This window comes from Aeribacillus sp. FSL K6-1305 (genome assembly GCF_038050115.1).
GTDB lineage: Bacteria > Bacillota > Bacilli > Bacillales > Aeribacillaceae > Aeribacillus > Aeribacillus composti.
In genome coordinates this window covers 1229415-1254699 of record NZ_JBBOQV010000001.1, presented here as the reverse complement: position 1 = coordinate 1254699, position 25285 = coordinate 1229415, and the positions used below count along the sequence as shown (strand labels likewise).

Annotated in this window: 27 protein-coding genes; all 27 read left to right on the top strand. The window is 39.9% G+C overall.

Features of this window, described 5'->3' with window-relative positions; all coding sequences use genetic code 11:
* Positions 1-85: 85 nt before the first annotated feature.
* The 27 genes from folE (at position 86) to NST97_RS05835 (ending at position 25190) form a co-directional block, all read left to right on the top strand.
* Complete coding sequence (gene folE, locus NST97_RS05965; RefSeq protein WP_063388590.1) at positions 86-652, top strand: GTP cyclohydrolase I FolE; 567 nt, start codon at positions 86-88, stop codon at positions 650-652.
* A gap of 17 nt (positions 653-669) precedes the next feature.
* Positions 670-897: a trp RNA-binding attenuation protein MtrB gene (gene mtrB, locus NST97_RS05960; protein ID WP_063388589.1), complete on the top strand. Its 228-nt coding sequence runs from the start codon at positions 670-672 to the stop codon at positions 895-897.
* Between the two features lie 113 nt (positions 898-1010).
* Positions 1011-1787, top strand: a complete 777-nt coding sequence (locus tag NST97_RS05955; RefSeq protein ID WP_158640198.1) for a heptaprenyl diphosphate synthase component 1 — start codon at positions 1011-1013, stop codon at positions 1785-1787.
* A gap of 3 nt (positions 1788-1790) precedes the next feature.
* Positions 1791-2516, top strand: a complete 726-nt coding sequence (locus NST97_RS05950; protein ID WP_063388587.1) for a demethylmenaquinone methyltransferase — start codon at positions 1791-1793, stop codon at positions 2514-2516.
* Positions 2517-3479, top strand: coding sequence for a heptaprenyl diphosphate synthase component II (gene hepT, locus NST97_RS05945; protein WP_339196722.1), 963 nt, complete (start codon positions 2517-2519; stop codon positions 3477-3479).
* Positions 3480-3563: 84 nt separating this feature from the next.
* The gene (gene ndk, locus NST97_RS05940) at positions 3564-4010 is read left to right on the top strand and encodes a nucleoside-diphosphate kinase (RefSeq protein ID WP_063388585.1); all 447 of its coding nucleotides are present in this window, start codon (positions 3564-3566) and stop codon (positions 4008-4010) included.
* Positions 4011-4078: 68 nt separating this feature from the next.
* Complete coding sequence (locus NST97_RS05935; RefSeq protein ID WP_340881765.1) at positions 4079-4855, top strand: CheR family methyltransferase; 777 nt, start codon at positions 4079-4081, stop codon at positions 4853-4855.
* A 105-nt stretch (positions 4856-4960) separates the two neighbouring features.
* A complete protein-coding gene (gene aroC, locus NST97_RS05930) occupies positions 4961-6133 on the top strand; it encodes a chorismate synthase (protein ID WP_341343028.1) in 1173 nt (390 codons plus the stop codon).
* On the top strand, positions 6133-7227 hold the full coding sequence (aroB, locus tag NST97_RS05925) for a 3-dehydroquinate synthase (protein WP_063388582.1): 1095 nt from the start codon (positions 6133-6135) through the stop codon (positions 7225-7227). Before aroC ends, aroB begins: the two co-directional genes overlap by 1 nt.
* Positions 7224-7589 carry a chorismate mutase gene (aroH, locus tag NST97_RS05920; RefSeq protein WP_063388656.1) on the top strand — a complete coding sequence of 122 codons (366 nt, stop codon included), beginning with the start codon at positions 7224-7226 and terminating at the stop codon, positions 7587-7589. Before aroB ends, aroH begins: the two co-directional genes overlap by 4 nt.
* A gap of 237 nt (positions 7590-7826) precedes the next feature.
* Positions 7827-9341, top strand: a complete 1515-nt coding sequence (trpE, locus tag NST97_RS05915) for an anthranilate synthase component I (RefSeq protein ID WP_341343027.1) — start codon at positions 7827-7829, stop codon at positions 9339-9341.
* Positions 9338-10354 (top strand): anthranilate phosphoribosyltransferase, encoded by a 1017-nt coding sequence (gene trpD, locus NST97_RS05910; protein WP_063388580.1) that lies wholly within the window; start codon positions 9338-9340, stop codon positions 10352-10354. The genes trpE and trpD overlap by 4 nt, the downstream gene beginning before the upstream one ends.
* Entirely contained in the window at positions 10347-11114 is a 768-nt protein-coding gene (gene trpC / locus NST97_RS05905) for an indole-3-glycerol phosphate synthase TrpC (protein ID WP_130156178.1), read from the top strand. Before trpD ends, trpC begins: the two co-directional genes overlap by 8 nt.
* On the top strand, positions 11111-11749 hold the full coding sequence (locus tag NST97_RS05900) for a phosphoribosylanthranilate isomerase (RefSeq protein WP_117016815.1): 639 nt from the start codon (positions 11111-11113) through the stop codon (positions 11747-11749). The genes trpC and NST97_RS05900 overlap by 4 nt, the downstream gene beginning before the upstream one ends.
* Complete coding sequence (trpB, locus tag NST97_RS05895) at positions 11749-12945, top strand: tryptophan synthase subunit beta (protein ID WP_412674490.1); 1197 nt, start codon at positions 11749-11751, stop codon at positions 12943-12945. Before NST97_RS05900 ends, trpB begins: the two co-directional genes overlap by 1 nt.
* Positions 12935-13729, top strand: a complete 795-nt coding sequence (gene trpA / locus NST97_RS05890) for a tryptophan synthase subunit alpha (RefSeq protein ID WP_420534700.1) — start codon at positions 12935-12937, stop codon at positions 13727-13729. The genes trpB and trpA overlap by 11 nt, the downstream gene beginning before the upstream one ends.
* Before the next feature lie 21 nt (positions 13730-13750).
* Positions 13751-14833, top strand: coding sequence for a histidinol-phosphate transaminase (hisC, locus tag NST97_RS05885; protein WP_066251925.1), 1083 nt, complete (start codon positions 13751-13753; stop codon positions 14831-14833).
* Between the two features lie 55 nt (positions 14834-14888).
* On the top strand, positions 14889-15989 hold the full coding sequence (locus NST97_RS05880) for a prephenate dehydrogenase (protein WP_066251922.1): 1101 nt from the start codon (positions 14889-14891) through the stop codon (positions 15987-15989).
* A 16-nt stretch (positions 15990-16005) separates the two neighbouring features.
* Positions 16006-17301, top strand: a complete 1296-nt coding sequence (gene aroA / locus NST97_RS05875) for a 3-phosphoshikimate 1-carboxyvinyltransferase (protein WP_066251919.1) — start codon at positions 16006-16008, stop codon at positions 17299-17301.
* Between the two features lie 75 nt (positions 17302-17376).
* Positions 17377-18288: a hypothetical protein gene (locus tag NST97_RS05870; RefSeq protein ID WP_327848137.1), complete on the top strand. Its 912-nt coding sequence runs from the start codon at positions 17377-17379 to the stop codon at positions 18286-18288.
* A 21-nt stretch (positions 18289-18309) separates the two neighbouring features.
* Positions 18310-19575 (top strand): tetratricopeptide repeat protein, encoded by a 1266-nt coding sequence (locus tag NST97_RS05865; protein WP_066251910.1) that lies wholly within the window; start codon positions 18310-18312, stop codon positions 19573-19575.
* A gap of 72 nt (positions 19576-19647) precedes the next feature.
* Positions 19648-20190 (top strand): ReoY family proteolytic degradation factor, encoded by a 543-nt coding sequence (locus NST97_RS05860; protein WP_066251907.1) that lies wholly within the window; start codon positions 19648-19650, stop codon positions 20188-20190.
* An 83-nt stretch (positions 20191-20273) separates the two neighbouring features.
* Complete coding sequence (locus NST97_RS05855) at positions 20274-20717, top strand: YpiF family protein (RefSeq protein ID WP_341343026.1); 444 nt, start codon at positions 20274-20276, stop codon at positions 20715-20717.
* Positions 20718-20857: 140 nt separating this feature from the next.
* Complete coding sequence (locus NST97_RS05850; RefSeq protein ID WP_063388569.1) at positions 20858-21370, top strand: QcrA and Rieske domain-containing protein; 513 nt, start codon at positions 20858-20860, stop codon at positions 21368-21370.
* A 3-nt stretch (positions 21371-21373) separates the two neighbouring features.
* Positions 21374-22048: a menaquinol-cytochrome c reductase cytochrome b subunit gene (qcrB, locus tag NST97_RS05845; protein WP_063388568.1), complete on the top strand. Its 675-nt coding sequence runs from the start codon at positions 21374-21376 to the stop codon at positions 22046-22048.
* A gap of 64 nt (positions 22049-22112) precedes the next feature.
* Positions 22113-22880 carry a menaquinol-cytochrome c reductase cytochrome b/c subunit gene (locus NST97_RS05840; RefSeq protein WP_341343025.1) on the top strand — a complete coding sequence of 256 codons (768 nt, stop codon included), beginning with the start codon at positions 22113-22115 and terminating at the stop codon, positions 22878-22880.
* Between the two features lie 849 nt (positions 22881-23729).
* On the top strand, positions 23730-25190 hold the full coding sequence (locus tag NST97_RS05835; protein WP_063388566.1) for an alanine/glycine:cation symporter family protein: 1461 nt from the start codon (positions 23730-23732) through the stop codon (positions 25188-25190).
* Positions 25191-25285 lie beyond the last annotated feature (95 nt).

Here is a 25285-nt window from a genome sequence, read left to right as displayed (position 1 = left end):
GGAAAGGAAGGAAGCTTCATTTTGCTTTTTTTTCATTAATTGTGCTAGAATCGGTATGAATGAATGACAATAGGAGGAGCCGAGTATGCCAAAAATTAATAAAGAGCAAATAGAACAGGCAGTACGTTTAATTATAGAAGCTATAGGGGAGGATCCTAATAGGGAAGGATTGGCTGATACACCTAAGCGGGTTGCCAATATGTATGAGGAAATTTTTTCAGGTATAGATCAGGATCCTAAAGAATATTTTCAAACCGTATTTGAAGAGGATCATGAAGAGCTTGTTTTAGTAAAGGATATTCAATTTTTTTCAATGTGCGAACACCATCTAGTTCCTTTTTTCGGTAAAGTACATATTGCATACATACCAAAAGGCGGCAAAGTGACTGGACTAAGCAAACTAGCCCGCGCTGTTGAAGCGGTTGTAAAAAAACCACAGCTGCAAGAACGGATTACGTCAACGATTGCCGACAGCATAGTCGAATCATTGGATCCTCACGGTGTGATGGTTGTTGTTGAAGCGGAGCATATGTGCATGACAATGCGCGGAGTGAAAAAGCCTGGATCAATCACTGTAACGTCAGCAGTCAGAGGATGTTTTTTGAATGATGCTGCGGCAAGAAGCGAAGTGTTGTCATTAATAAAAAAATAAACGGTAGGTGTTGATAGATGAATCCGAATCAAAATGATTATGTGGTTATTAAAGCAATTGAAGATGGCGTCAATGTGATTGGTTTGACAAGAGGTTCCGATACTAGGTTCCACCATTCCGAAAAGCTTGATAAAGGAGAAGTAATGATTGCTCAATTTACGGAACACACTTCTGCCATTAAAATTCGCGGCAAGGCGCTTATTCAAACAAGCTATGGAGAGATTGAGAGCGGCGAGAGAAAATAAGCAGGATTTCTGCTTTTACTTTTTCGACAAAGCCTAATGAAAAAATGTGGTTATGATATAATAAAATTTGTAAATGTTAGTATAGAGATATATGGGGGACAAGGGTGATAATGATGGAAATCTATCAAAAGCTGGAGCAAATAAAACGTTCGCTAGACCAATATTTTTCACATCCTGTGCTTAAACAATATATTCAAAAGCCTGTAATTGATGAAGACAAGCTGCTATTGTTTTACGCGCTTTTTGAAGAAGCGGAAATAGCAGATGAAAAGAAGGAAAAATATGTTGTGACCGCCATGCTTGTTCAATCAGCCCTTGATACCCATGATTTAGTAACGACAACGGAATGTGAAAATAAGAAGCTTTTTGTTGAAAGACAATTAAATGTTATTGCAGGTGATTATTTCAGCGGACTATATTATTTTATTCTTTCTGAAATTCAAGACTTGAAAATGGTTCGTGCGCTTGCAACCGCGATTAAAGAAATTAATGAGCATAAAATTCGTCTTTACGACCGAAGCTGCCAGTCGATTGAAGCAATAGTCGAAAGCATCGTCATTGTGGAAACCGCGTTATTTCAACGGATCGGAGAGCATTTTCAAATTGAGACGTGGCCGGAAATTTCCAAAACATATTTAACATATAAACGTTTATGTGAAGAAAAACATAAATACGATAAAAATAGCCAGTCCGTTTTAACACAATTTCAAAAGAAATCTAAAAGCCCGATTGATTTAGTTGGAACTTTCATAGAATGCTGCAATCATTATTTCTGGGAAATTAATAAACTGTTGGAAAAAAGTCTGAAATATTCGCCTGCCGTAAAACAATTTATTATGAACCGAATTCATGTATTACGGTTTTCGCATATGATAGTGGAGGAAGGTTAAAAAATGCAGCAATCGAAAGAAGAACGTGTGCACCGCGTATTTGAAAAAATTTATAAAAATTATGACCGGATGAATTCTGTGATCAGCTTTAATCGTCATATTGCATGGCGAAAAGAAACGATGCGGAGAATGAATGTGAAAAAAGGTTCCTACGCACTCGATGTTTGCTGCGGAACGGGGGACTGGACGCTTGCGCTCGGGGAAGCAGTCGGGCAAAACGGAAAGGTCATAGGACTTGATTTTAGCCAAAATATGTTAAGCATCGGTGAGGAAAAGGCAAAGGAAAGACAATTTTCCAATATTTCATTTATTCACGGCAATGCGATGGATTTGCCGTTTCCTGAAAACGAGTTTGATTATGTGACCATCGGGTTTGGCCTCAGAAATGTTCCTGATTATATGCAGGTTCTATCGGAAATGTACCGCGTATTGAAACCCGGAGGAATGGTAGTTTGTTTGGAGACATCACAGCCGACCTTGATTGGCTTCAAACAGCTTTACTATTTTTATTTTCGCTTTATCATGCCTTTATTCGGCAAGATATTTGCTAAAAGCTATGAAGAATATTCTTGGCTGCAGGAGTCCGCGCGTCAATTTCCTGGCATGAAAGAGCTGAAAAAAATGTTCGAGCAAACTGGTTTTATAAATGTAGAAGTGAAGCCATTTACAGGCGGTGTTGCAGCAATGCACTTAGGTTATAAACCGAAATTGGAAACAAAGGTGAAATAAATGAAGTTAAAATCATTCTATTCCTTTTTAACAAAAGACCTTGAAGTGATTGAAAATGAATTGCTGTCTTCCGTACAAACAAAAGATCCGTTAATACGTGAAGCCGGGATTCATCTTCTTCAAGCAGGGGGAAAACGGATTCGCCCTGTTTTTGTATTGTTGTCAGGAATGTTCGGAGATTATAACATTGACCGTATGAAACCGGTTGCCGTCGCTTTAGAGCTGATTCACAGCGCCTCATTGGTACACGATGACGTCATCGACAATGCTGAGCTGCGAAGAGGAAAACCAACAGTTAATGCAAAATGGGACAATCGCATTGCCATGTATGTTGGAGATTACTTATTCGCACGGGCTCTTGAAATCATAACAGAGCTGGACGATCCGCTTATTCACCGAGTTCTTTCGAAAGCTCTTGTTGAACTCTGTTTAGGAGAAATCGAACAAATCAACGATAAATACAATTTTGATCAGTCTTATCGGACGTATGTCAAACGAATTAAAAGAAAAACAGCTTTATTAATTGCTGTCAGCTGCCAATTGGGCGCTCTTGCCTCCGGCGCTCCAGAATCCGTTTGTAAAAAGCTGTATTTGTACGGTTATTATGTTGGAATTTCGTATCAAATTATTGACGATCTTTTAGATTTTACCTCTACGGAAGAAGAGCTTGGAAAACCAGTTGGGAGCGATTTACTTCAAGGAAACATTACCCTTCCTGTTTTGTTTGCCATGCAAAATGAAGAATTAAGAAAAAAAATTGTCAAAATCAATAATCAAACAACTGCTGAAGAAATCAAGCCGATTATTTATGAAATTAAAAAATCAAGAGCAATCGAACAGTCGATGAATATTAGTGACCGCTATTTGCAGAAGAGCTTTCATCAATTGGAAGGCCTCAAGCACGGGAAAGCGCGAACTTCGCTATACAATATTGCCAAATATATTGGAAAAAGGAAATTTTAGTTTGCGTAACCGCTTTAATAATGATACTATTTTCTTGTGGATTTTGTACTTATACATAAAGAAATTTTCGAGGTGGATGTGTTGATGGAAAAGACGTTTTTAATGGTAAAGCCTGATGGTGTACAACGGCAGCTGATTGGACAAATCGTTTCAAGATTTGAGCAAAAAGGGCTGAAGCTTATCGGTGCAAAATTAATGAAAATCTCTGAAGAATTGGCCCAGCAGCATTATGGAGAACATAAAGAAAAGCCTTTTTTCAATGAACTCGTTCAATTCATCACTTCAGGACCGGTTTTTGCAATGGTTTGGGAAGGCGAAAATGCAATCGAAATTGCCCGTCAAATGATGGGAAAAACCAATCCAAAGGATGCCCTTTCTGGAACAATTCGCGGCGATTTTGGTTTAACAGTAGGGAAGAATGTAATTCACGGTTCTGATTCACCTGAAAGCGCTGAGCGGGAAATTCAATTGTTTTTTAAAGCTGAAGAGCTTGTAGAATATGACCGTGAAATTGATGCATGGATCTATTAACATCTGACCCTAATCAAACAATGGTTTGATTAGGGTTTTCTACATTACATTCGGGGGAAGATCGGAAAGTGACAGATAAGGACTATGTTGCATTTATCGAAAAGATAAAAAGAAAAAGTGGGATTGACCTGTCGTTATATAAAGAGACTCAAATGAAAAGAAGATTAAAATCATTGTATGAAAAAAAAGGCTTTCAATCCTTTCACGAGTTTTTTTTAGCGATGGAAAAGGATCAATGTTTATACAATCTGTTTTTAGATCGGATGACTATTAATGTTTCTGAATTTTTTCGCAACTATCAGCGCTGGAACATCCTTGAAAAAAAATTGCTTCCGCGTTTGCTGGATGGTAAAAAACATATAAAGGTTTGGAGCGCTGCCTGCTCAACGGGAGAAGAACCTTACACAATTGCGATGATTTTAGCACAAAATTCGCTATTGAAAGACTCATATATATTAGCCACAGATATAGATGAACAAGCGATTAAAACAGCACAAATTGGAATTTATCCGGAAAGATCGCTAAAAGAAGTACCTCTTGAATATAAAACTAATTATTTTCAGCAAGAAGGCTCTTTCTATCATGTAAAAGAAGACATTAAACGCTCGGTTACTTTTAGAAAGCATAATTTGCTGTCAGACCGCTTTGAAACAGATTTTGATTTGATCGTATGCCGAAACGTCCTCATTTATTTTACTGAGTCTGCGAAAAAAGAGCTTTATGAAAAATTCAGCAACTCGCTTAGACGAAACGGGATTTTATTTGTTGGCAGCACAGAGCAAATTTTCACTCCGGAAAAATATGGATTAAAAACGATCGAAACGTTTTTTTATACACGATTGTAGCAATAGCAAAGATCTTTCTATTCAAACAAAAAATCTTATGGTATAGTTACGTAAAAGCATAAAAGCATAAAAGCGTTAAAGTGTTATGGGAAGGAGTTTGCTAGTATGAGATATTTGACAGCAGGGGAATCTCACGGCCCGCAATTAACGACGATTATAGAAGGAGTTCCGGCAGGGCTTCCTCTAACGGAAGAAGACATCAATATTGAGCTTGCAAGAAGACAGAAAGGCTATGGCCGCGGTCGAAGAATGCAAATCGAAAAAGACCAGGTGCAAATACTAGGCGGAGTGCGCCATGGCGAAACGCTAGGATCACCAATAGCGCTAGTTGTAGAAAATAAAGACTTTGCCCATTGGACGAAAATTATGGGGGCAGAGCCGATTTCCGAATCGGAGAAAGCGGAAATGAAACGAAAAATTACGAGACCTCGCCCAGGCCATGCCGATTTAGTCGGGGCGATCAAATACGGACATCGTGATATGCGCAACGTGCTTGAACGCTCTTCTGCCCGGGAAACAACTGTCAGGGTGGCAGCAGGAGCTGTTGCGAAGAAAATTTTGTCTGAACTCGGCATTCAAGTGGCAGGACATGTCATTGAAATTGGCGGTGTCCGTGCGCAAAAATTGGACTATTCGACGCTTGCTGAGTTGAAGGAAAAGACAGAGAACTCACCTGTGCGTTGTTTAGATGAAAATGCGGCTCAGCAAATGATGAAGGCGATCGACGAAGCAAAAGAAAAGGGTGATTCCATCGGCGGCATCGTTGAGGTGATTGTTGAAGGAATGCCGCCTGGTGTCGGCAGCTATGTTCATTGGGACAAAAAGCTGGATGCCAAAATAGCGCAAGCGATCGTAAGCATCAACGCGTTTAAAGGGGTTGAATTCGGCTTGGGATTTGAAGCGGGACGGAGTTTTGGCAGCGAAGTTCATGATGAAATCCTTTGGAGCGAAGAGAAAGGATACTATCGCAAAACAAACAATCTGGGAGGCTTTGAGGGCGGCATGACGACCGGCATGCCCATCGTCGTCAGAGGAGTCATGAAGCCAATTCCAACACTGTACAAGCCTTTGCAAAGCGTTGACATTGATACGAAAGAGCCTTTTTTGGCGAGCATTGAACGATCGGACAGCTGCGCAGTCCCGGCTGCAAGTGTTGTGGCGGAGGCAGTTGTTGCATGGGAAGTAGCCAAAGCGATCGTTGAACAGTTTGGTCTTGATCGCATTGACCTTATTCGGGAAAATATCGAACGTATGAAACAATATGCGAGGGAATTTTAATGGAACAGATGATGATTCAAACGAAAAGTCGCCCGTATCCAGTTTTTTTAGGAGACGGAATTATCGATAATGTCGGAGAATGGCTTCTGTCTGTTTGCAATAATCCTTCGAAAATTTTGATCATTACTGATCAAACAGTCAAGGATCTGTATGGCGGAAAATTAGAGTCGGTATTAAAAGCATTTGATTTGGACGTATTGACATGTGTTGTTCCGAGCGGCGAACAGTCTAAATCATTTGAAACGTACTATAAATGCTTGACCTTTGCTTTAGAAAACAATCTGGACAGAGAATCCGTGATCATTGCTTTTGGCGGCGGTGTAGTGGGTGATTTAGCAGGCTTTGTAGCTGCAACATTTATGAGAGGAATTCCGTTCATTCAAGTGCCGACGACCCTTTTGGCTCATGACAGTGCTGTCGGGGGAAAGGTGGCCATTAACCATCCGCTCGGAAAAAATATGATCGGGGCTTTTCATCAGCCTCATGCCATTATTTATGATACACAGTTTTTAAAAACACTGCCTCTTCTAGAAATCCGCTCAGGATTTGCGGAAGTGGTGAAGCACGGCTTCATCAATGATCGTTCATTTGTTGAAAATTTAATGAAAACGATCCATTCGTTGAATCATGTAACAAGCGAACAACTGCAATGGTTTATACGAAAGGGAATTGAAGTGAAAGCAGAAATTGTCGCTGAAGATGAAAGAGAAACGGGAAAAAGGGCGTTTTTAAACTTCGGTCATACTCTCGGCCATGCGCTCGAAGCGGAGTTAGGTTACGGGAAGATTTCCCACGGAGATGCCGTTGCATGCGGCATGCTGTTTGCTCTATGGCTGAGTGAAAAGATATTCCGCAAAGATTTTCAATATAAATCGATCAAAAATTGGTTTAACGAAATCGGCTTTCCCGTCAAAATCGATGAAACCATTCAAACCGAATCGCTTCTCGAACGAATGAAAAAAGACAAAAAAACGGTACATAGCCAGATTCGTTTTGTACTTCTCGAGGATATCGGCAATCCGGTACTTAAGACGTTTGACACGCATACATTATATTCATTTCTTAATGAGTGGAGAACGGAGGGATGCGTTTGATAAGAGGCGTTAGAGGGGCCATCACCGTTTCGGAAAATAATGAAGAACAGATTGTTGAAAGCACGGAGAGGCTCTTAAGGGAGATGATTCGATTAAACAACATTGCCCCTGAACAAGTAGCTTCCGTGTTTATTTCGGCGACAAATGATTTAAATGCCTGCTTCCCTGCAAAAGCATTAAGAAATATTGAAGGCTGGAAATATGTTCCTGTGACATGCATGCAGGAAATAGCCGTTGAAGGCGCCCTTGAGAAATGCGTAAGGGTGATGATGCATATTAATACAGAAGCCGCCCAAAACGATATTTGCCATGTTTATTTAGAGAAGGCAAAAATTTTACGACCGGATCTTGTTGACAAATAATGCTGTATCCGATAATATGGCGAATAAGAAAGTTTTTATATGACCTGAAATGAGCTGAGTTTAGTTAAGGGTAGTTGAGAATGAGTCGAGGAAGTAATAGATGAGTGGTTTAGGAAGATAGATTGATCGACTGCCCAAAAACGTAATGTTTTTGGGCATTTTTATTATCAATTTCATCCCTCAAAAACGATCCTCTATGACTCATTCTCCAAATACTTTGGAGGAGTGAGTACTTCAATGGCAACAACCTTTCAAGATTTTTTGCAGGATTGCCGCAAATATAAGACGGTTCCCATTATCGAGCAATATCATGTCGATATGCTGACACCTATCCAAATATTTCAAACGCTGCAAACCGATGCTTGTTATATTTTAGAAAGCAATGACAGCGAGTCGAACTGGTCCAACTTCTCGTTTATCGGTCTTGAGCCGATGTATTTTATCAAGGAAGAAAATGGAACGTTCCAGCTGCAAAATCGAAAACAGATGGTCATGGACAAAGATGTTTCGTTATCAGCATTGTTTCATAGAATGACGGTAAGCTTCAATGTAAAAAAAGTGGCGATCGATGTGCCGTTTTCAGGCGGAGCTGTCGGAAAAATCGATTATGATGCGGTCAGCCTATTTGAAAAAATTCCAGCTCATCGTCATGCTGACAGAACCCATTCTGTATGTGAACTGGTCATTTGCCAAACGGTCATTGCATATAGCCACAAGGAAAAACTGCTGACATTTATTCATTATAGAGAGCTAGAAGGAAACGAAAGCGAGCAAGAGCTGAAGCAAATATTTGAGGCGGGAAAGGAACGCATTTTTCAATATCGCAATGAATTAAAAAACGTCAAGCCGGAAGGAAATATTTTCATCCCGTCAAACAAAGAACCGGTTTCTTTCGCCGGATTTGAATCGAATTATACAAAAGAACAATTTTTGGATCATGTAGAAAAAATGAAGGAATATATTCGTTCTGGCGATATATTTCAAGGAGTTCTTTCGCAGCGCTTTGAAAAACAAGTATCGGTAACCGGTCTGCAATTGTATCGAATTTTAAGAATTATCAATCCTTCCCCTTATTTATTTTATATAAAACTATCAAACCAAGAGCTTATCGGCAGTTCACCGGAAAGATTGATTCATGTTCGCGACGATTATGTTGAAATTCATCCTATTGCCGGCACGAGAAAGCGGGGCAAAACAAAGGAAGAAGATAGAAGACTCGTTCGTCAATTGCTGCAGGATGAAAAAGAACTAGCGGAGCATTATATGCTTGTTGATTTAGCAAGAAATGATATCGGCCGAGTTGCTGAATACGGGACGGTCAAAACACCTGTACTTCTGGATGCAGCTTATTTTTCACATGTTATCCATCTCATTTCAAAAGTGAGAGGAAAATTGAGAAAAAGCATTCATCCGATTGATGCATTAATTTCGGCTTTTCCAGCCGGAACCGTTTCAGGCGCCCCAAAAATACGCGCGATGGAAATTATTCATGAGCTGGAGCCGACTGCCAGGGGGAGCTATGCGGGGACTGTTGCATACATCAGCTTCGATGGAAGCATTGATTCATGCATCACAATTCGGACGATCACGCTGAGCAATCAGAAGGCATATGTCCAGGCGGGGGCTGGGATCGTTGCCGATTCTGTTCCTTTAAAAGAATGGGAAGAAACAAGAAACAAAGCGAGTGCGCTCATTCAAACGATCGAATTAGCAGAACAATTGTTTTTAGAAAAAGGGAGGAAGAGGGCATGAAGCATATATTGGAGAAGTGCATTAATGGTGAGACTCTTTCAGCATCTGAAGCAGAAGATATTATGAAAAAAATCATGGAAGGAAAGGTTCCGGACAGTCAAATTGCCAGTCTCATCACTATTTTACGATTTCGCGGCGAAACGGTCGAAGAGATGACGGGATTTGTGAAAGCGATGAAGGAAAATATGACTCAGCTTGAAGGATTTGAAAATGCAGTTGATACTTGCGGAACGGGCGGAGATGGAGCATCAACTTTTAACATTTCAACCGCATCTGCCATTGTTGCTTCATCGTTGGGAGTGAAAGTCGCAAAACACGGAAACCGCGCTGTTTCTTCAAGAAGCGGCAGCGCTGATGTGCTCGAATGTTTAAACATCCCAATCCAAACAACGCCTGAAGAAGCAAGAAGAAGCCTGGAAGAAACGAATATGAGCTTCTTGTTTGCTCCTCTCTATCATTCATCGATGAAGCATGTTGCCAAAGCAAGAAAAGAAGTGGGATTCCGAACGATTTTTAATTTGCTCGGGCCGCTGGCTAATCCGGCCAATACAAAACGACAAGTGCTTGGCGTTTCATCATTGGAGCATGCGGAGAAAATGGCTGAAACATTAAAACATTTCCGTTCAGAGCATGTGCTGTTAGTATCAGGAAGGGACGGATTAGATGAAATTTCGATCAGTGATGAAACGGATGTCGTAGAACTAAAAGATGGGAACATAACAAAATATACGATTTCTCCGGAGCAATTTGGAATGAATCGAGGGAAGCTTGAAGAAATACAAGTCTCAGATGCGAAAGAAAGTGCTAAAATGATAGAGGAAGTACTGAAAAATAAAGGAAATGAAAGCGTGAAGAACATTGTAGCATTAAATTCGGCTGCAGCTCTTTACGTAGCAGGAAAAGCAAAAAACATTTCTGAAGGGGTACAGATGGCTTTAACAGCCATAAAAGACGGGACCGCCTATCAGCAATTAAAGAGATTGGCCATCCGAAAGGAAGAGAGCTATGCTTGATACGATCATAAGAGCTAAAGAACAAGAAGTGAAAGAGCTTGATTTGACGCAATTAGACCAAAAAACATTCGAAAAAAGATCATTTTTCGCTGCTCTTCAAAACCCGAACCGTTTTCTTGGGCTCATTGCGGAAGTGAAGAAGGCATCGCCGTCCAAAGGTGTCATTCGTGAAGATTTCGATCCTGTCGATATTGCAAAAAAATATGAGAGAGGGAAGGCAGACTGCTTATCTGTTTTAACCGATCAAAAGTTTTTTCAAGGGTCAACCGCATTTTTGTCTGAAATTAAAGAAAAGGTGAAACTTCCTGTTTTGCGCAAAGATTTTATTATCGATAAAAAGCAAGTGTATGAATCGAAATGGATCGGAGCGGATGCCATTTTGTTAATCGGGGAGGCTCTTCCGCCAAAAAAATTAAAGGAGCTTTGGGATGAAGCGGTCAGCTTAGAGCTGGATGTGCTGGTGGAGGTCCATTCTGTCGAGACTCTTGAAAGAATACTAGATATATTTGTGCCGAATATACTAGGGGTGAACAACAGGGATTTAACAACCTTTCATACGGATATTCATCATCTGGAAACGATTCAAAAATATGTGCCGAAAGATATTTTATTGATCAGTGAAAGCGGCATAAGCACGATGGCAGATTTGCAAACGGTGTATGAATATGGAGCAAAAGGCGTGCTTGTCGGGGAGTCGCTCATGCGGAAAAAAGACCCGGAACAAGGAATTTATGAGCTGTTTAAGGAGAGTGTAAAGTGAGACTCGTCAAAATTTGCGGCAACCGCACATTTGAAGATACAGCCGTTTCCATCAATCAAGGAGCCGATTATATCGGCTTTATCTTTTCCTCTGAAAGCAGACGGCAGGTGAAGGCAAATGATGTCGGCAGGTGGATGGAAGCTTTTCCAAAAGAAATGCGTCCAAAACTAGTAGGCGTATTTGTTCATCCGACGATTCAATTTTTAGAGGATGTGCTAGCAGCGGTCGAATTAGACTGCATACAGCTGCATGGCGATGAAGATGAAGAATTTGTAAAACAGGTAAAGGAAAAGTTCGGTCTTTCTGTTTGGAAAGCTCTTCCTCATCATGAACATGTGATAGAGGAAATGGAAAAATTTTCGCGTTGGGTGGATGGATATGTGATTGACAGCCGTGTGAAAGGAATGTGGGGCGGAACAGGCGTTGCTTTTGACTGGTCAAATGTGTCTGATTATATAATATGGGCGAAAAATCACCGGAAGCTTTGTTTTATTGCGGGCGGCATTACACCTGAAAACATAACAGAGCTGCTTGAAAAAGGCGCTGAAAACATTGATGTTGCAAGCGGTGTTGAAACAAATGAAAAAAAAGATGTCGAAAAAATAGCAAAATTAATAGAGAAGGTGAAAGGCTGATGAAATATCCTGATGAATATGGCAGGTTTGGAGAATTTGGAGGAAAATATGTACCAGAAACGTTAATGAAGCCGTTGTATGAATTAGAAGAAGCATTAAAGGATGCATTAAGTGATTCTTCTTTTCAACAGCAATATCATCAAATGCTGCAAAAATATTCCGGCAGACCGACCGCTTTAACATTTGCAGACCAATTAACAAAACATGTCGGGGGAGCAAACATTTTTTTAAAACGGGAGGATCTCAACCATACTGGTGCCCATAAGATCAATAATGCCATTGGTCAAGCGCTTCTTTCGAAAAGAATGGGAAAAAAGAAGCTTATTGCTGAAACAGGTGCCGGACAGCACGGTGTAGCATCAGCAACTGTCGCTGCGAAATTTGGCATGGACTGTAAAGTATTTATGGGAGAAGAAGACATCGATAGACAGCGCCTCAACGTTTTTCGGATGCAGCTGCTAGGTGCTGAAGTAGTGCCTGTTACAAGCGGAAATAAAACATTAAAAGACGCTGTGAATGAGGCGATCCGATATTGGGTTCAGCATTGTGAAGACCATTTTTATTTAATGGGCTCAGCTGTCGGTCCGCATCCATATCCGATGATGGTAAGAGAATTCCAGCGGATCATTGGAGATGAAGCGAAAGAGCAGTTTTTCAACGAGTTTGGCAAGCTGCCGGATGTTGTCATAGCTTGTGTGGGCGGAGGAAGCAATGCGATCGGGATGTTTACACCGTTTTTAGAAGAAGATGTAAAGCTTATTGGAGTGGAGGCAGGAGGAAAAGGAGTGGAAACGGGTGAACATGCGGCAACAATTACAAAGGGGACGAAAGGCGTTATTCACGGTTCGATGACGTACTTATTGCAAAATCAATACGGTGAAATTATTGAGCCTTATTCGATTTCTGCCGGCCTCGATTATCCGGGTGTCGGTCCGGAGCATGCTTATTTAGCAAAAATAGGGCGTGTCGTTTATGAATCTGTGACAGATGAAGAGGCGATTGCAGCACTCGAAACATTGGCGAAAACAGAAGGAATATTAGCCGCAATTGAATCTGCTCATGCCGTTGCAAAAGGAATTGAAGTAGCAAAAACTTTATCAAATGAACAGTCAATTTTAATTTGTTTGTCCGGACGGGGCGATAAAGATGTTCACACTTTGATGAAAACGAAAGGGGGAGTTGAAAATGGTTTCTAACAAAAGCATGTTTCAACAGTTTGACAAGCTTTTTATTCCTTTTATTACAGCTGGAGATCCGAATGAAGAGTTGACCATTGATCTCGCCCTTACTTTAGAAAAATGCGGGGCGTCAGCCATTGAGCTTGGCGTTCCCTATTCGGACCCGCTTGCTGACGGCCCCGTTATTCAACAGGCATCCATCCGGGCAAGAAGAAATGGAATGAATATTGAAAAGGCGATGGAATTAGCATATAAAATGAAAGAAAGAGGTTTAAAAATTCCGATCATTCTCTTTACTTATTTCAATCCTGTGCTACAATTAGGAGAAAAATACTTTTTTACTTTAATGGAGAAAAATCGATTAGAAGGACTTCTCATTCCTGATCTCCCGTTCGAAGAAAGCGGATGGATGCGAAAAAAATGTGACGAGCATGGGATTTATTTTATCTCTATGGTTGCTCCTACTTCCTACAATCGAATAAAAAAAATTGCTGAAAACGCCGCAGGATTTTTATATTGTGTTTCATCTCTCGGGGTGACTGGTGAACGCCAATCATTTGATGAGCGCGTTTCTGATTTTATCTCTCATGTAAAGAAGTATGCGGAAGTTCCGGTGGCTGTCGGGTTTGGCATTTCGTCGAATGAGCATGTAAAAAAATTTTTCAAAATAAGTGACGGCGTCGTTGTGGGCAGTGCGATTGTTAAACAAATTGAAAAGCTTATTCCGCTTCTCACAAATGCGAATACAAAACAGAGCGGGTTACAGGAATTTGAAAGGTTTATTGACGGTTTGCTCCATTAGGGGATGAAAGAGGTGTTAAGGTTGGAGGTAAAAGAACAGTTAAAGTCGCTGAAACCATACGAACCTGGAAAACCAATTGAACAAGTAAAAGAACAGTTTGGTCTAACAAAGGTGATCAAGCTTGCATCAAACGAAAACCCGTACGGTTGTTCTGATAAAGTGAAACAAGCGATACAAGAAGAGCTTGAATCTCTTGCGATCTATCCTGACGGCTATAGTGCAGAGCTGCGAAAACAGGTGGCAAAGCATGTAGGCGTAAAAGAAAATCAGCTCATTTTCGGAAACGGATCAGATAATATTATACAAATTCTGTCACGTTCACTTTTGAGCGAAGGCTTCAATACCGTAATGGCGTCACCGTCATTTTCCCAATACCGGCATAATGCGGTGATCGAAAATGCCGAAATTCGTGAAATTGAACTTGTAGATGGGCGGCACAATTTGGATAAAATGGCAGACTCTATTGATTCCAAAACAAAAATTGTATGGTTATGCAATCCGAATAACCCTACAGGAGTTTACATAAGTGAAGAAGAGCTTATTAATTTTTTAAACAAAGTGCCGAAGGATGTCCTTGTCGTATCTGATGAAGCGTATTACGAATATGTGACGGCGGAAGATTATCCAAATTCAGTCGCCTTATTGGATCAATTTCCAAATCTATTAATTTTACGGACGTTCTCAAAAGCATACGGCCTAGCTGCACTCCGAGTAGGATATGGAATTGGAAATGAAGAACTCATCCGCTTAATTGAGCCGGCAAGGGAACCTTTTAATACAAATCGTCTTGGACAAAAGGCTGCTATTGCAGCGCTAAACGATCAAACTTTTATCGAAACCTGCAAAAAATTGAACCGGGAAGGGCTCAAACAATACTATGATTTTTGTGAACAATTTGGTCTTGAGTACTTCCCTTCGCAAACGAACTTTATTTTAATAGATTTTCAAAGGGATGCGGATGAGCTTTTTCAACAGCTGCTTGAAAAAGGATTCATCGTCCGGTCAGGAAAAGCTCTCGGATTTCCGACATCGCTGAGAATTACTGTCGGAACAGAAGAGGAAAATGAAGCACTGATTCAAACTTTAAAGGAACTACTTTCCTAAAAGAGGTGAACGCTCACCTCTTTTTTTACCAAAAAGCAGAAACAGGTGGTTTTTTGTGGAAAAAGTTTTTATCATTGGTCTTGGCTTAATCGGCGGATCGATTTCACGTGCAATTAAGAAAGAACACCCATCGGTTCAATTGGTCGGATATGATATAAAAAATGATCAAGTGCAAATGGCAAAAAAATTGGGAATCATTGATCAATCAGCAGAATCTATTAAGGAAGGCGCTGAATCAGCGGACGTTATTATTATTTCAACTCCCGTTGAACAAACATTGAACGTTTTAACGTTTTTGGGAGAGCTAAGCTTGAAAGAAGGAGTCATTATCACTGATGTCGGCAGCACAAAGAAAAAAATTGTCGATCATGCGAGCTTTTCTTTGCCGAAAACAGTAACATTTATTGGCGGTCACCCAATGGCGGGCTCACATAAATCAGGCGTTGCGGCAGCGAAAACTCATTTATTTGAAAATGCGTTTTATATTTTAACGCCTGGCAGCAACGAACGTAAGGAAAAAATAGAACAATTAAAAAAGCTTTTAAAGGGAACAAAAGCGCAATTTATTGTCATGACACCTGAAGAACATGATTCCATTACCGGGGTCATTAGCCATTTTCCGCATTTAATCGCGGCAAGCCTCGTCCATCAGGCAGAAAAGAAAGAAGAAATGTTTCCAATTATTAAGCGGCTTGCGGCCGGAGGATTTCGCGACATTACCCGAATTGCGTCAAGCAACCCGGTTATGTGGCGCGATATTATTGTTCACAACCATGATGTATTAATCAAGTTATTTGATGAATGGATTCAAGAAATGAAGCAAATTAAACAATTCATTGAGAAGCTCGATAAAGAACAGCTTTATACATATTTTGAAAAAGCGAAGACATATCGAGACGGATTGCCTGAAAGGGAAAAAGGAGCCATTCCGTCCTTTTATGACCTTTATGTCGATGTTCCGGATTATCCGGGGGTTATTTCTGAAATTACCGGTTATTTAGCAAAAGAGGAAATTAGCATAACAAATATTCGAATTTTAGAAACGCGTGAAGAAATTTTTGGTGTTTTGCGCATCAGCTTTCAGTCGGATGAAGACCGGATGAAGGCGAAACAATGCATTGATCGCTACACGAATTATGAAACATATATACTGTAGTTGGGGTGATACAGATATGAATCAAGGGCTTGTCTTGACAAAAAAACATTCGCTGAACGGAACTATTGAAGTTCCCGGCGATAAATCGATCTCCCATAGGGCGGTTATGTTTGGGGCAATTGCGGAAGGAAAAACAACTATTCAAAACTTTTTAACTGGAGAGGATTGCTTAAGCACCATTTCATGCTTCAAAGAGATGGGGGTGTCGATCAAACAGGAAGGAACGAATGTAACAATTGAAGGGAAAGGATTTTCCGGACTGAAAGAACCTGTCAATATTTTAAATGTTGGGAACTCAGGCACCACGACAAGATTAATACTGGGCATTTTAGCGGGACGTCCTTTTCATGCATGCATTATTGGTGATGAGTCAATTGCGAAAAGACCGATGGATCGTGTAACAGCTCCTTTAAGACAAATGGGAGCTCATATTGATGGACGGAATAACGGATCTTTTACCCCGCTGTCTTTGCGCGGCGGGAATTTAAAGAGCATTTATTACAAATCCCCAGTAGCGAGTGCTCAAGTGAAGTCATCGATTTTGCTTGCAGGTCTTCAAGCAGATGGAACCACAACAGTTGAGGAGCCGTATCAATCAAGAGATCATACGGAACGTCTTTTGTCAGCCTTTGGCGTCCATGTGAAAAAACAAAATTTGACCGTTTCGGTAGAGGGAGGACAAACATTAAAAGGCGCCAATATTTATGTGCCTGGTGACATTTCTTCCGCTGCTTTTTTCCTTGTTGCGGGAGCCATTGTTCCGGACAGTTCGATCAAGCTGAAAAATGTCGGCATTAACCCAACAAGAACAGGGATTTTAGATGTTTTAGAAAATATGGGTGCAGAGATCGAAATTATACCTACATTAGATTCTGCCGAACCGATGGCTGATATATCGATCAGGACATCTGAGTTAAAAGGAACCGAAATTTCAGGAGAGCTGATTCCGAGACTGATTGATGAAATTCCGATCATTGCCCTTCTTGCGACACAGGCTGAAGGAACGACAGTTATTAAAGACGCCGAAGAATTAAAGGTAAAAGAAACAAATAGAATTGATACAGTTGTCGGCGAGCTGAAAAAGCTTGGCGCGGATATTGAAGCTACAAACGATGGAATGATCATTCACGGAAAAACAAAGTTGAAAGGAGGAACGAATGTTTCCAGCCATGGAGATCACCGCATCGGCATGATGCTCGCGATTGCCAGCACTATTTGTGAAGAACCTGTGGAATTAATGCAGCACGAGGCAGTCAGTGTATCCTATCCTGCTTTTTTTGACCATTTGAATTTGCTTTCCAAAACCATCTGAGTTTGTCAGATGGTTTTTGTCATATTTTTATCAACCTTTTCATAGCTTGTCTAAAAAAGCTATTGAGGTGGGAAAATGGCATATATTATTGATCAAATTCGTTTAATGGAAGACAATCAAATTGTGACGCGCTCAATACTCGTTGACGGAAATGAGTTTCGTTTTAAAGAAAAGCAATTAGATCAGTTTCGATTTATGAAAATGGATGGATCGCCCTATTTCATGACACCGGGCTTTGTCATGCTTGACCAAAACATTCAACATTTAGACCAAAGCCATTCATTCAAATTATATGTGAAGAATTTGATCCAAAAAGGCTGCACTTTTTTAATTGCTGCTGTTGATTTGCCGTTTGAAAGACAATGGGATGAAAAGAAAAAACATATTCGCAAAGTGATGATGAATTCGCCGATCGATTATGCGATCGCTGCAAAAATCCCAATCGAACGGCTGACCCCTTCAATCATCAGAATGCTAAAAAGAGAAAAAATTACTGTGATTATCGTGGAAATTAAGCAGATTGCTGAGCTTGATGATGTTCCATGGGAATGGATTCGTGAGACTTTATTTCCAAAGCAAACTCCAATTTTTCCCCATTTTTCTTCAGAAGATCAATCCATCTTCCATCAGTTGAAAAGCAAATGGCAGCAAATTGTAAAAAAATATAAATTGCCATCATTGGAAGAATGTCCTGAAAACGGTGTCCCACTTACGAAAGAAGCATTAATGAAAATCGGTCTTTATCCGATTCGCGGCGAAATTTTAAGCGGAAGCAATGTTGATTATAATTTATTTCGGATGATCGATTTAGTTGAAGAAAATAATTATCTAGATTATTATAATCATAACCCAGAAGTGATCGTTCACAACGGAAGCGTTTTGAAAGCAGGAGAACAAATATTTTATAAACCAGGGTTCGGAAAAGAAGTGCAGCTGAATGCACCAGGACGCTTCAATATTTATTCGCAGCCAATAAACAAGTACTGAATTTAGAAGGGGAGTTTTAGGTTGAATAAAAAAATGAGCGAAGCCGTTCAATTAGTTGAAAGCGGCCAAGTGGAAAAAGGATTGAAAAAACTTTCATCCATTGAAAAAGAGTTAAATGATGAAGAAAAGTTTGAGCTTGCGGAAAAATATTTTCAATGGGGCAGGACAGATGAAGCGTTAAAAATAGCTGAGGAGCTGTCGCAGCTATACCCTGATGAATCTGCCATCACTCTTTTTTTGGCGGAAATATACATTGAGCTTGACGATGAAGAAAAAGCGATTGATCTGCTGAATGAAATTGATCAAGAAGATGAATCATATCCGCAAGCCCTTCTTCTTATGGCTGATTTGTATCAATTGCAAGGCTTATATGAAGTCAGCGAACAAAAGCTGAAGGAAGCAAAGAGAAGATTGCCTGAAGAGAAAGTAATTGATTTCGCATTAGCCGAGCATTATTTTCATCTCGGAAAATATCGTCAAGCAATCGACTTTTATAGAGTAGTCCTAGAGGAATTTGAAAATATAATGAATGTAAATATTCATAAACGAATAGGCGAGTCTTTATCTGCTTGCGGTGAATTTGAAGAAGCCCTTGCTTATTTTGAGAAAGCGGTGGAAGAAGAGGATTTGGACACATATTTCGCTTATGGGATGACAGCTTTAAATGCAGGCCAGACAAAAACAGCGATTGCACAATTTGAACGAATAAAGGAATTGGACTCTACCTACCACTCACTATATTTATATTTGGCCAAAAGCTATGAACAGGAAGGGATGGTGGAAAAAAGTTTTCAAATTGTTCAAGAAGGTTTGCAGGAGGATCCATTTAATAAAGAGCTTTATTTATTCGGCGGGAAAATTGCCTTAAAGCTCAAAGATGTAGACAATGCAGTAAAATTGTTAAAAAAAGCGCTGGAGCTGGATCCGGGTTATATAGAAGCAATCATAACACTTTCAGGAGTGTTGTTAAACCAAGGCAAATATATGGAAACGATCGAGATGTTGACGGAAATCGTGGAAAGACATGAAGAATATGATCCTCATTTTGACTTCAATTTAGCGATCGCTTATCATCGCACCGAACAGTACGAAAAGGCATTAAAGCATTATGAAAGTGCATATAATAATTTTAAAACAGACCCGGAATTTTTGGAGAATTACGCTTATTTTCTGCTTGAAGAAGGGGAGAGGGCAAAGGCTAGGAAGCTTTTTGAAAAAGCGCTGGAGCTGGATCCAGGCAACATTGAATATGAAAATATGCTGCTCGAATTGGAGGACAATTTTTAAGCGGAATTGGAAGGAATTCAACGCAACTATGTTGAATTTTTGAATTAGATGGAAAGCAGAGGAGGGTTAAAGATGAAAGCCCCTGTTTCTGTTAACGAGAAGAAAGAATTTATTCGCTGGTTTTTAAATCATTATCAGTTGAAAAGACGGGAATGCGTATGGATATTAAATTATTTAATGAGCCATGATTCATTAATGGAAAACGTCCACTTTGTAGAGCATGCCAAATTTTGTCCGAGGGGAATGGTCATGTCCACCCACTGTGTGGATGATGTTCCGTTTAGATTTTATAAAGAAAATGTGATGACAACAGATGCAGAAAAGTCTTTTCACGATATTCGCTTGAATAAAGATGAAGACTTGTATATCCAGTTAAACTTTCGCGCTCAATACCGTTCCCCGGAATATGCTGCCGTTTTAGTTGAAAATCCATATTTGCCTAAAGATATGCAAAGAAATGAGAAAGACCGGCTGCTTGCGGAAAAAATTTTGGAGGAGTCAATTAAAAAATTTCAAAAAGAAAAACTCCTCCGCTTAATTGATGAAGCGTTGGATGCTCACGATGAAGAGGCGTTTCGAAAGCTTGTAAAACAATTGAACAATTTAGGATGTTAGGCAATGTGTACAGCATTGCTTTTTTATTTTGCTTATCAGTTTTATAATGAGTAAGGAAAAATAAAAAATAGGGGCTGAAATCAGTGAAATGGCAAATGGTTGATATCGATTCTTTTCTTCAATCAAGGGAGTACGTTGATACTGCAGTTGTTCCTTTCCTATCGGTATCTTTTGATGAGGAACTGAAAAGAAATGCGTCAAAAGCAGATTTTATTACAATTGTTTCACAGGAGCTTGAACGGCAGTTAAAGGGGCGGATCATGCTGTTGCCTCCGTTTGTTTCTTTAAAAAATGACGACATTGATTTGGATAAACTGTTAAAAAAGTGGAAAGATACGATTAAACAGCATTTTCAGCATGTCATTTTTTTAACATGTGAAGAAAGATGGCGCAAAGAAGGTGATGAATTTATATGGATTCCGTCAATCCCAATAGAACATATGGATCAGGATGTAAAGCGAAAGGTTGTTCAGGACCAAATCGAACAAATTATGAACATTTTATTACAATATTGGAACCGAACCTAAAAACCCTTTCAATCCCTTGTTTCTAACGATATGATTATATTGACCTTCTACAAAGATTGATATATCATGAGTATGTCCTAGTTTTATATGTTTCTGTATATGTCCATTATGGACTAGCTTGAGATAGAGGGGGGAAAAAGATGAGCGAGAATAAACACCGTGTTTCAAGACGTCAATTTTTAAACTATACGCTAACGGGTGTAGGCGGCTTTATGGCTGCGGGCATGCTCATGCCGATGGTTCGTTTCGCTGTAGATCCTGTATTGCAGCCGAAAGCAGCTGGAGAATTTGTTAATACAAATGTAAAGGAATCAGACATTAAAGAAGAACCGACACGTGTCGACTTTACCATTAAACAGAAGGACGCGTGGCATGAAGCTGAAGAGCCAAAATCCGCGTGGGTTTATAAAAATGAAAAAGGAGAAATTGTTGCACTTTCTCCAATTTGTAAACACCTTGGCTGCACAGTAAACTGGAACGGGGATAAATCAAACCCTAACATGTTCTTCTGTCCTTGCCACGGAGGATTGTATGAGAAAAACGGCGACAATGTCCCTGGAACACCGCCTTCTGCTCCGCTGGATGAATATGAGTACAAAATTCAAGATGGATTTTTATATTTAGGAAAAGCTAAACCAAGAGGGGGGGCGTAATAAGTGCTCAACAAATTGTATGATTGGGTTGATGAACGGTTAGATATCACCCCTTTATGGCGCGATATCGCAGACCATGAAGTTCCCGAACATGTTAACCCAGCCCATCACTTCTCAGCATTTGTATACTGCTTTGGGGGTTTGACGTTTTTTGTTACAGTGATTCAAGTGCTGTCTGGCATGTTTTTAACGATGTATTACGTGCCGGATATTAAAAATGCATGGGAGTCTGTCTATTATTTGCAAAATGAAGTGGCGTTCGGGCAAATTGTTCGCGGTATGCACCATTGGGGAGCAAGCTTAGTCATCGTCATGATGTTTTTACATACTTTACGTGTATTTTTCCAAGGAGCATACAAAAAGCCACGCGAGCTTAACTGGATTGTCGGTGTACTCATTTTCTTCGTTATGCTAGGTTTAGGTTTGACAGGCTATTTATTGCCTTGGGACATGAAAGCGTTATTTGCGACAAAAGTTACCTTGCAGATTGCTGAATCGACACCGCTTATTGGTGAGTACGTCAAAATTTTGCTTGCAGGGCATTCCGAAATTGTCGGTGCGCAAACATTGACTCGCTTCTTTGCGATTCATGTATTTTTCTTGCCTGCTGCATTATTCGGATTAATGGCAGCGCACTTCTTAATGATTCGCAAACAAGGGATTTCAGGTCCGCTATAAAATCCGGCTTATTCTTTTTTAGTAAGTTGTTCGTGGCGAACCGCTTAACAAAGGAGGGGAAACAATGCATCGCGGAAAAGGTATGAAGTTCGTTGGAGATTCTCGTGTGTCGGCTGAAAGAAAGCCGAACATACCGAAAGACTACTCCGAATACCCAGGGAAAACTGAAGCTTTTTGGCCCAACTTTCTTTTAAAAGAATGGTTAGTTGGCGCGGTCTTTTTAATTGGCTTTTTATGTTTAACCGTTGCCCATCAGTCACCGCTTGAGCGGGTTGCAGATCCTACGGATACTGGTTACATACCGCTTCCTGACTGGTACTTCTTATTTTTATACCAGCTTTTAAAATATTCTTATGCATCAGGTCCTTATACCGTTATCGGTGCAATCGTAATACCTGGACTGGCATTTTCTGCGCTACTTCTTGCTCCATTTTTGGATCGCGGGCCAGAACGCCGTCCGCATAAGCGTCCGGTTGCTGTAGGAATGATGCTGCTAGCTGTAGCTTCCATCGTTTATTTAACATGGGAGTCGGTTGAGCATACGGACTGGGAATTAAAAGAGGAACAAGGGAAAATTAAAGCGGAAGCTAAAATTGATACAAATTCGGAAGGATACAAAATATTTCAGGAACAAGGCTGCGTCTCCTGCCACGGTGATAACCTGCAAGGCGGAGCGGCTGGGCCTTCTTTAGTTGATAACGGATTGTCTCCGGAAGAAGTTGCGAAAATTGCTAAAGAAGGCGTAGGAAGCATGCCTCCTGGAATCTTTAAAGGTACGGATGAAGAGTTGAAAGTATTAGCAGAGTTTGTTTCTAGTGTTACATCGAAATAAAAAGAGCTGACATCGTGTTTGTCTGTATAGCTTGTAGAGAAAGGAAGATTTTTTCTCTACAAGCTTTTTTTATTGTCTTATCTCCATTGACTGTGAAACAACTCTAACAATTAAAGTCAGCAAGATTGATGCGATTGTATTTTCTTTTTGTAGACTGGTAAATGAAAAAATAGAGGAGGTCAATCGCCTTCGTTGACGTCTTTCTATCCATTTACTATTTTTTGACAAAATGATAAAGAAGGAGGGCTAGGACACCTGCTTATTATACGTTTCTCCTGTACACTCTAAACAAGCCACGTGTTCTAAATCGGCATCGGTTTCTATAGCCAGTATGCAAAGGCATTTACTGTTTTGATTTTATGATTTGTGCCCTCTGCTCATGTGTAGGTATGGAGTGTCTGAAAGTATTCCATGATTGGGGTATTTGATAATTGAATTTTGAGCTGCTCCAATTATATATTTCACGATCATCGACACAACGATATCGTTTCACATAAACAATTCAAAACAACGGTTTATTTCATAAGGGTAATTCACAGATTTTCTGAACATTTGTGGTGAAAAAAGCCGTAAAAGGACAGCGTTCTTGCTAAAACCTTTTCTCTATTTAAACATTATAATGTGTTTCAAACATATGTTAAGTAACGACTTAAAATTCTGGAAATTCTAGTCGCACAGAAAATATGTTCAACCTCCTGATAATTGGTTGCATAGCACTAACATTCATTTCAAATAATTCAAAAATATTTTCTTTTTTGTGTTATTTCACAAAAATTAATGAAGAATCTATTATAAATATAAATGCTGAGCTATAATTACTCATAACATTAAAATAAGGGGGAATTTTTTTTGGATGGTTTTATTGAAACATTGAGTGGGTGGCTTTGGAGTACGCCGATGATCGTATTTTGTATTGGAATCGGAGTGTTTTTTTCATTTATGACAAAATTTGCTCAAATACGATTGATCAAAGATATGGTTCAGCAAATGTTTAAAGGAAAAAGTTCCAAGTCAGGAATTTCTTCTTTTCAAGCATTGTCGATCGCATTATCGGGACGGGTCGGAACCGGGAATATTGCTGGTGTTGCTACTGCGATCGCATACGGTGGTCCCGGTTCAGTATTTTGGATGTGGCTAATTGCTTTTTTTGGTGCTGCTACGGCATATGTGGAATCGACACTTGGCCAAATTTATAAAGAAAAAGTGGATGGGATATACTGCGGAGGACCGGCTTATTATATTGAAAAAGGGTTAAATCGACGTTGGGCCGGAATGGTTTTTGCTGTGGCTGCGATTGTAGCAATGAGTGTTTTAATGCCGGGTGTTCAATCAAATGCCATTTCTTCTGGATTTAAAAAAGCATTCTCCGTTGATCCGACCGTAACAGGAATCATTTTAGTTGTACTATTGGGAGTGATTATTCTTGGCGGTGTAAAAAGAATCGCCAACGTCGCTCAATTAGTAGTGCCTTTTATGGCAATCGGATATATACTTATTTCACTTATCATTATTATCATGAATATTGAAGCAGTTCCTGGTGTGTTTAAACTAATTTTCTCTAGTGCGTTTGGAGCTAATCAATTATTCGGAGGGATTTTAGGAAGTGCGATTTCTTGGGGTGTAAAGCGTGGGATTTATTCAAATGAAGCTGGTCAAGGAACGGGGCCGCATGCTGCTAGTGCTGCCGAAGTTTCCCACCCGGCCAAACAGGGGCTTGTACAGTCATTTTCTATTTACATTGATACATTGCTTGTCTGTTCAGCAACAGCTTTTATGATTTTGTTTACAAATTCCTACAATGTGTATGAGCCTGATCAAAAATCATTGCTTGTAAACAATATTGGAGAAACTGTTGAAGTGGGTACTGCTTATACTCAAATTGCAGTCGATTCCCAACTACCTGGATTTGGATCCCCCTTTGTAGCAGTGGCATTATTCTTCTTTGCATTTACAACAATAATGGCATACTATTATATTGCCGAGGTAAATATTATATATTTGTTTAAGAAAAAAAGTAAGAATATACCGATTCTTGTCTTAAAGTTAATTTTTTTGGCTGCCGTCTTTTACGGAACGGTTCGGACATCTGATATCGCATGGACTTTGGGAGATGTCGGACTAGGATTGATGGTATGGGTGAACTTAATCGGTCTCGTATTATTATATAAACCGGCCATCAGGGCGTTAAAAGACTATGAAAATCAGAAAAAACAAGGTGTTGATCCGACTTATGATTCTACAAAACAGGGTGTAAAAAATGCCGAATTTTGGGCAGACGGGTATAAACATGAAAATGAAGAAAGATCCTAAAGATTGCGTACCGACAATAAGCCCCTTTTTTAACGTAAATTGACGAGAAGTCGCTCACCTTTATAGGCTGTGTGATGAATCGCCCTTTCTTTTCA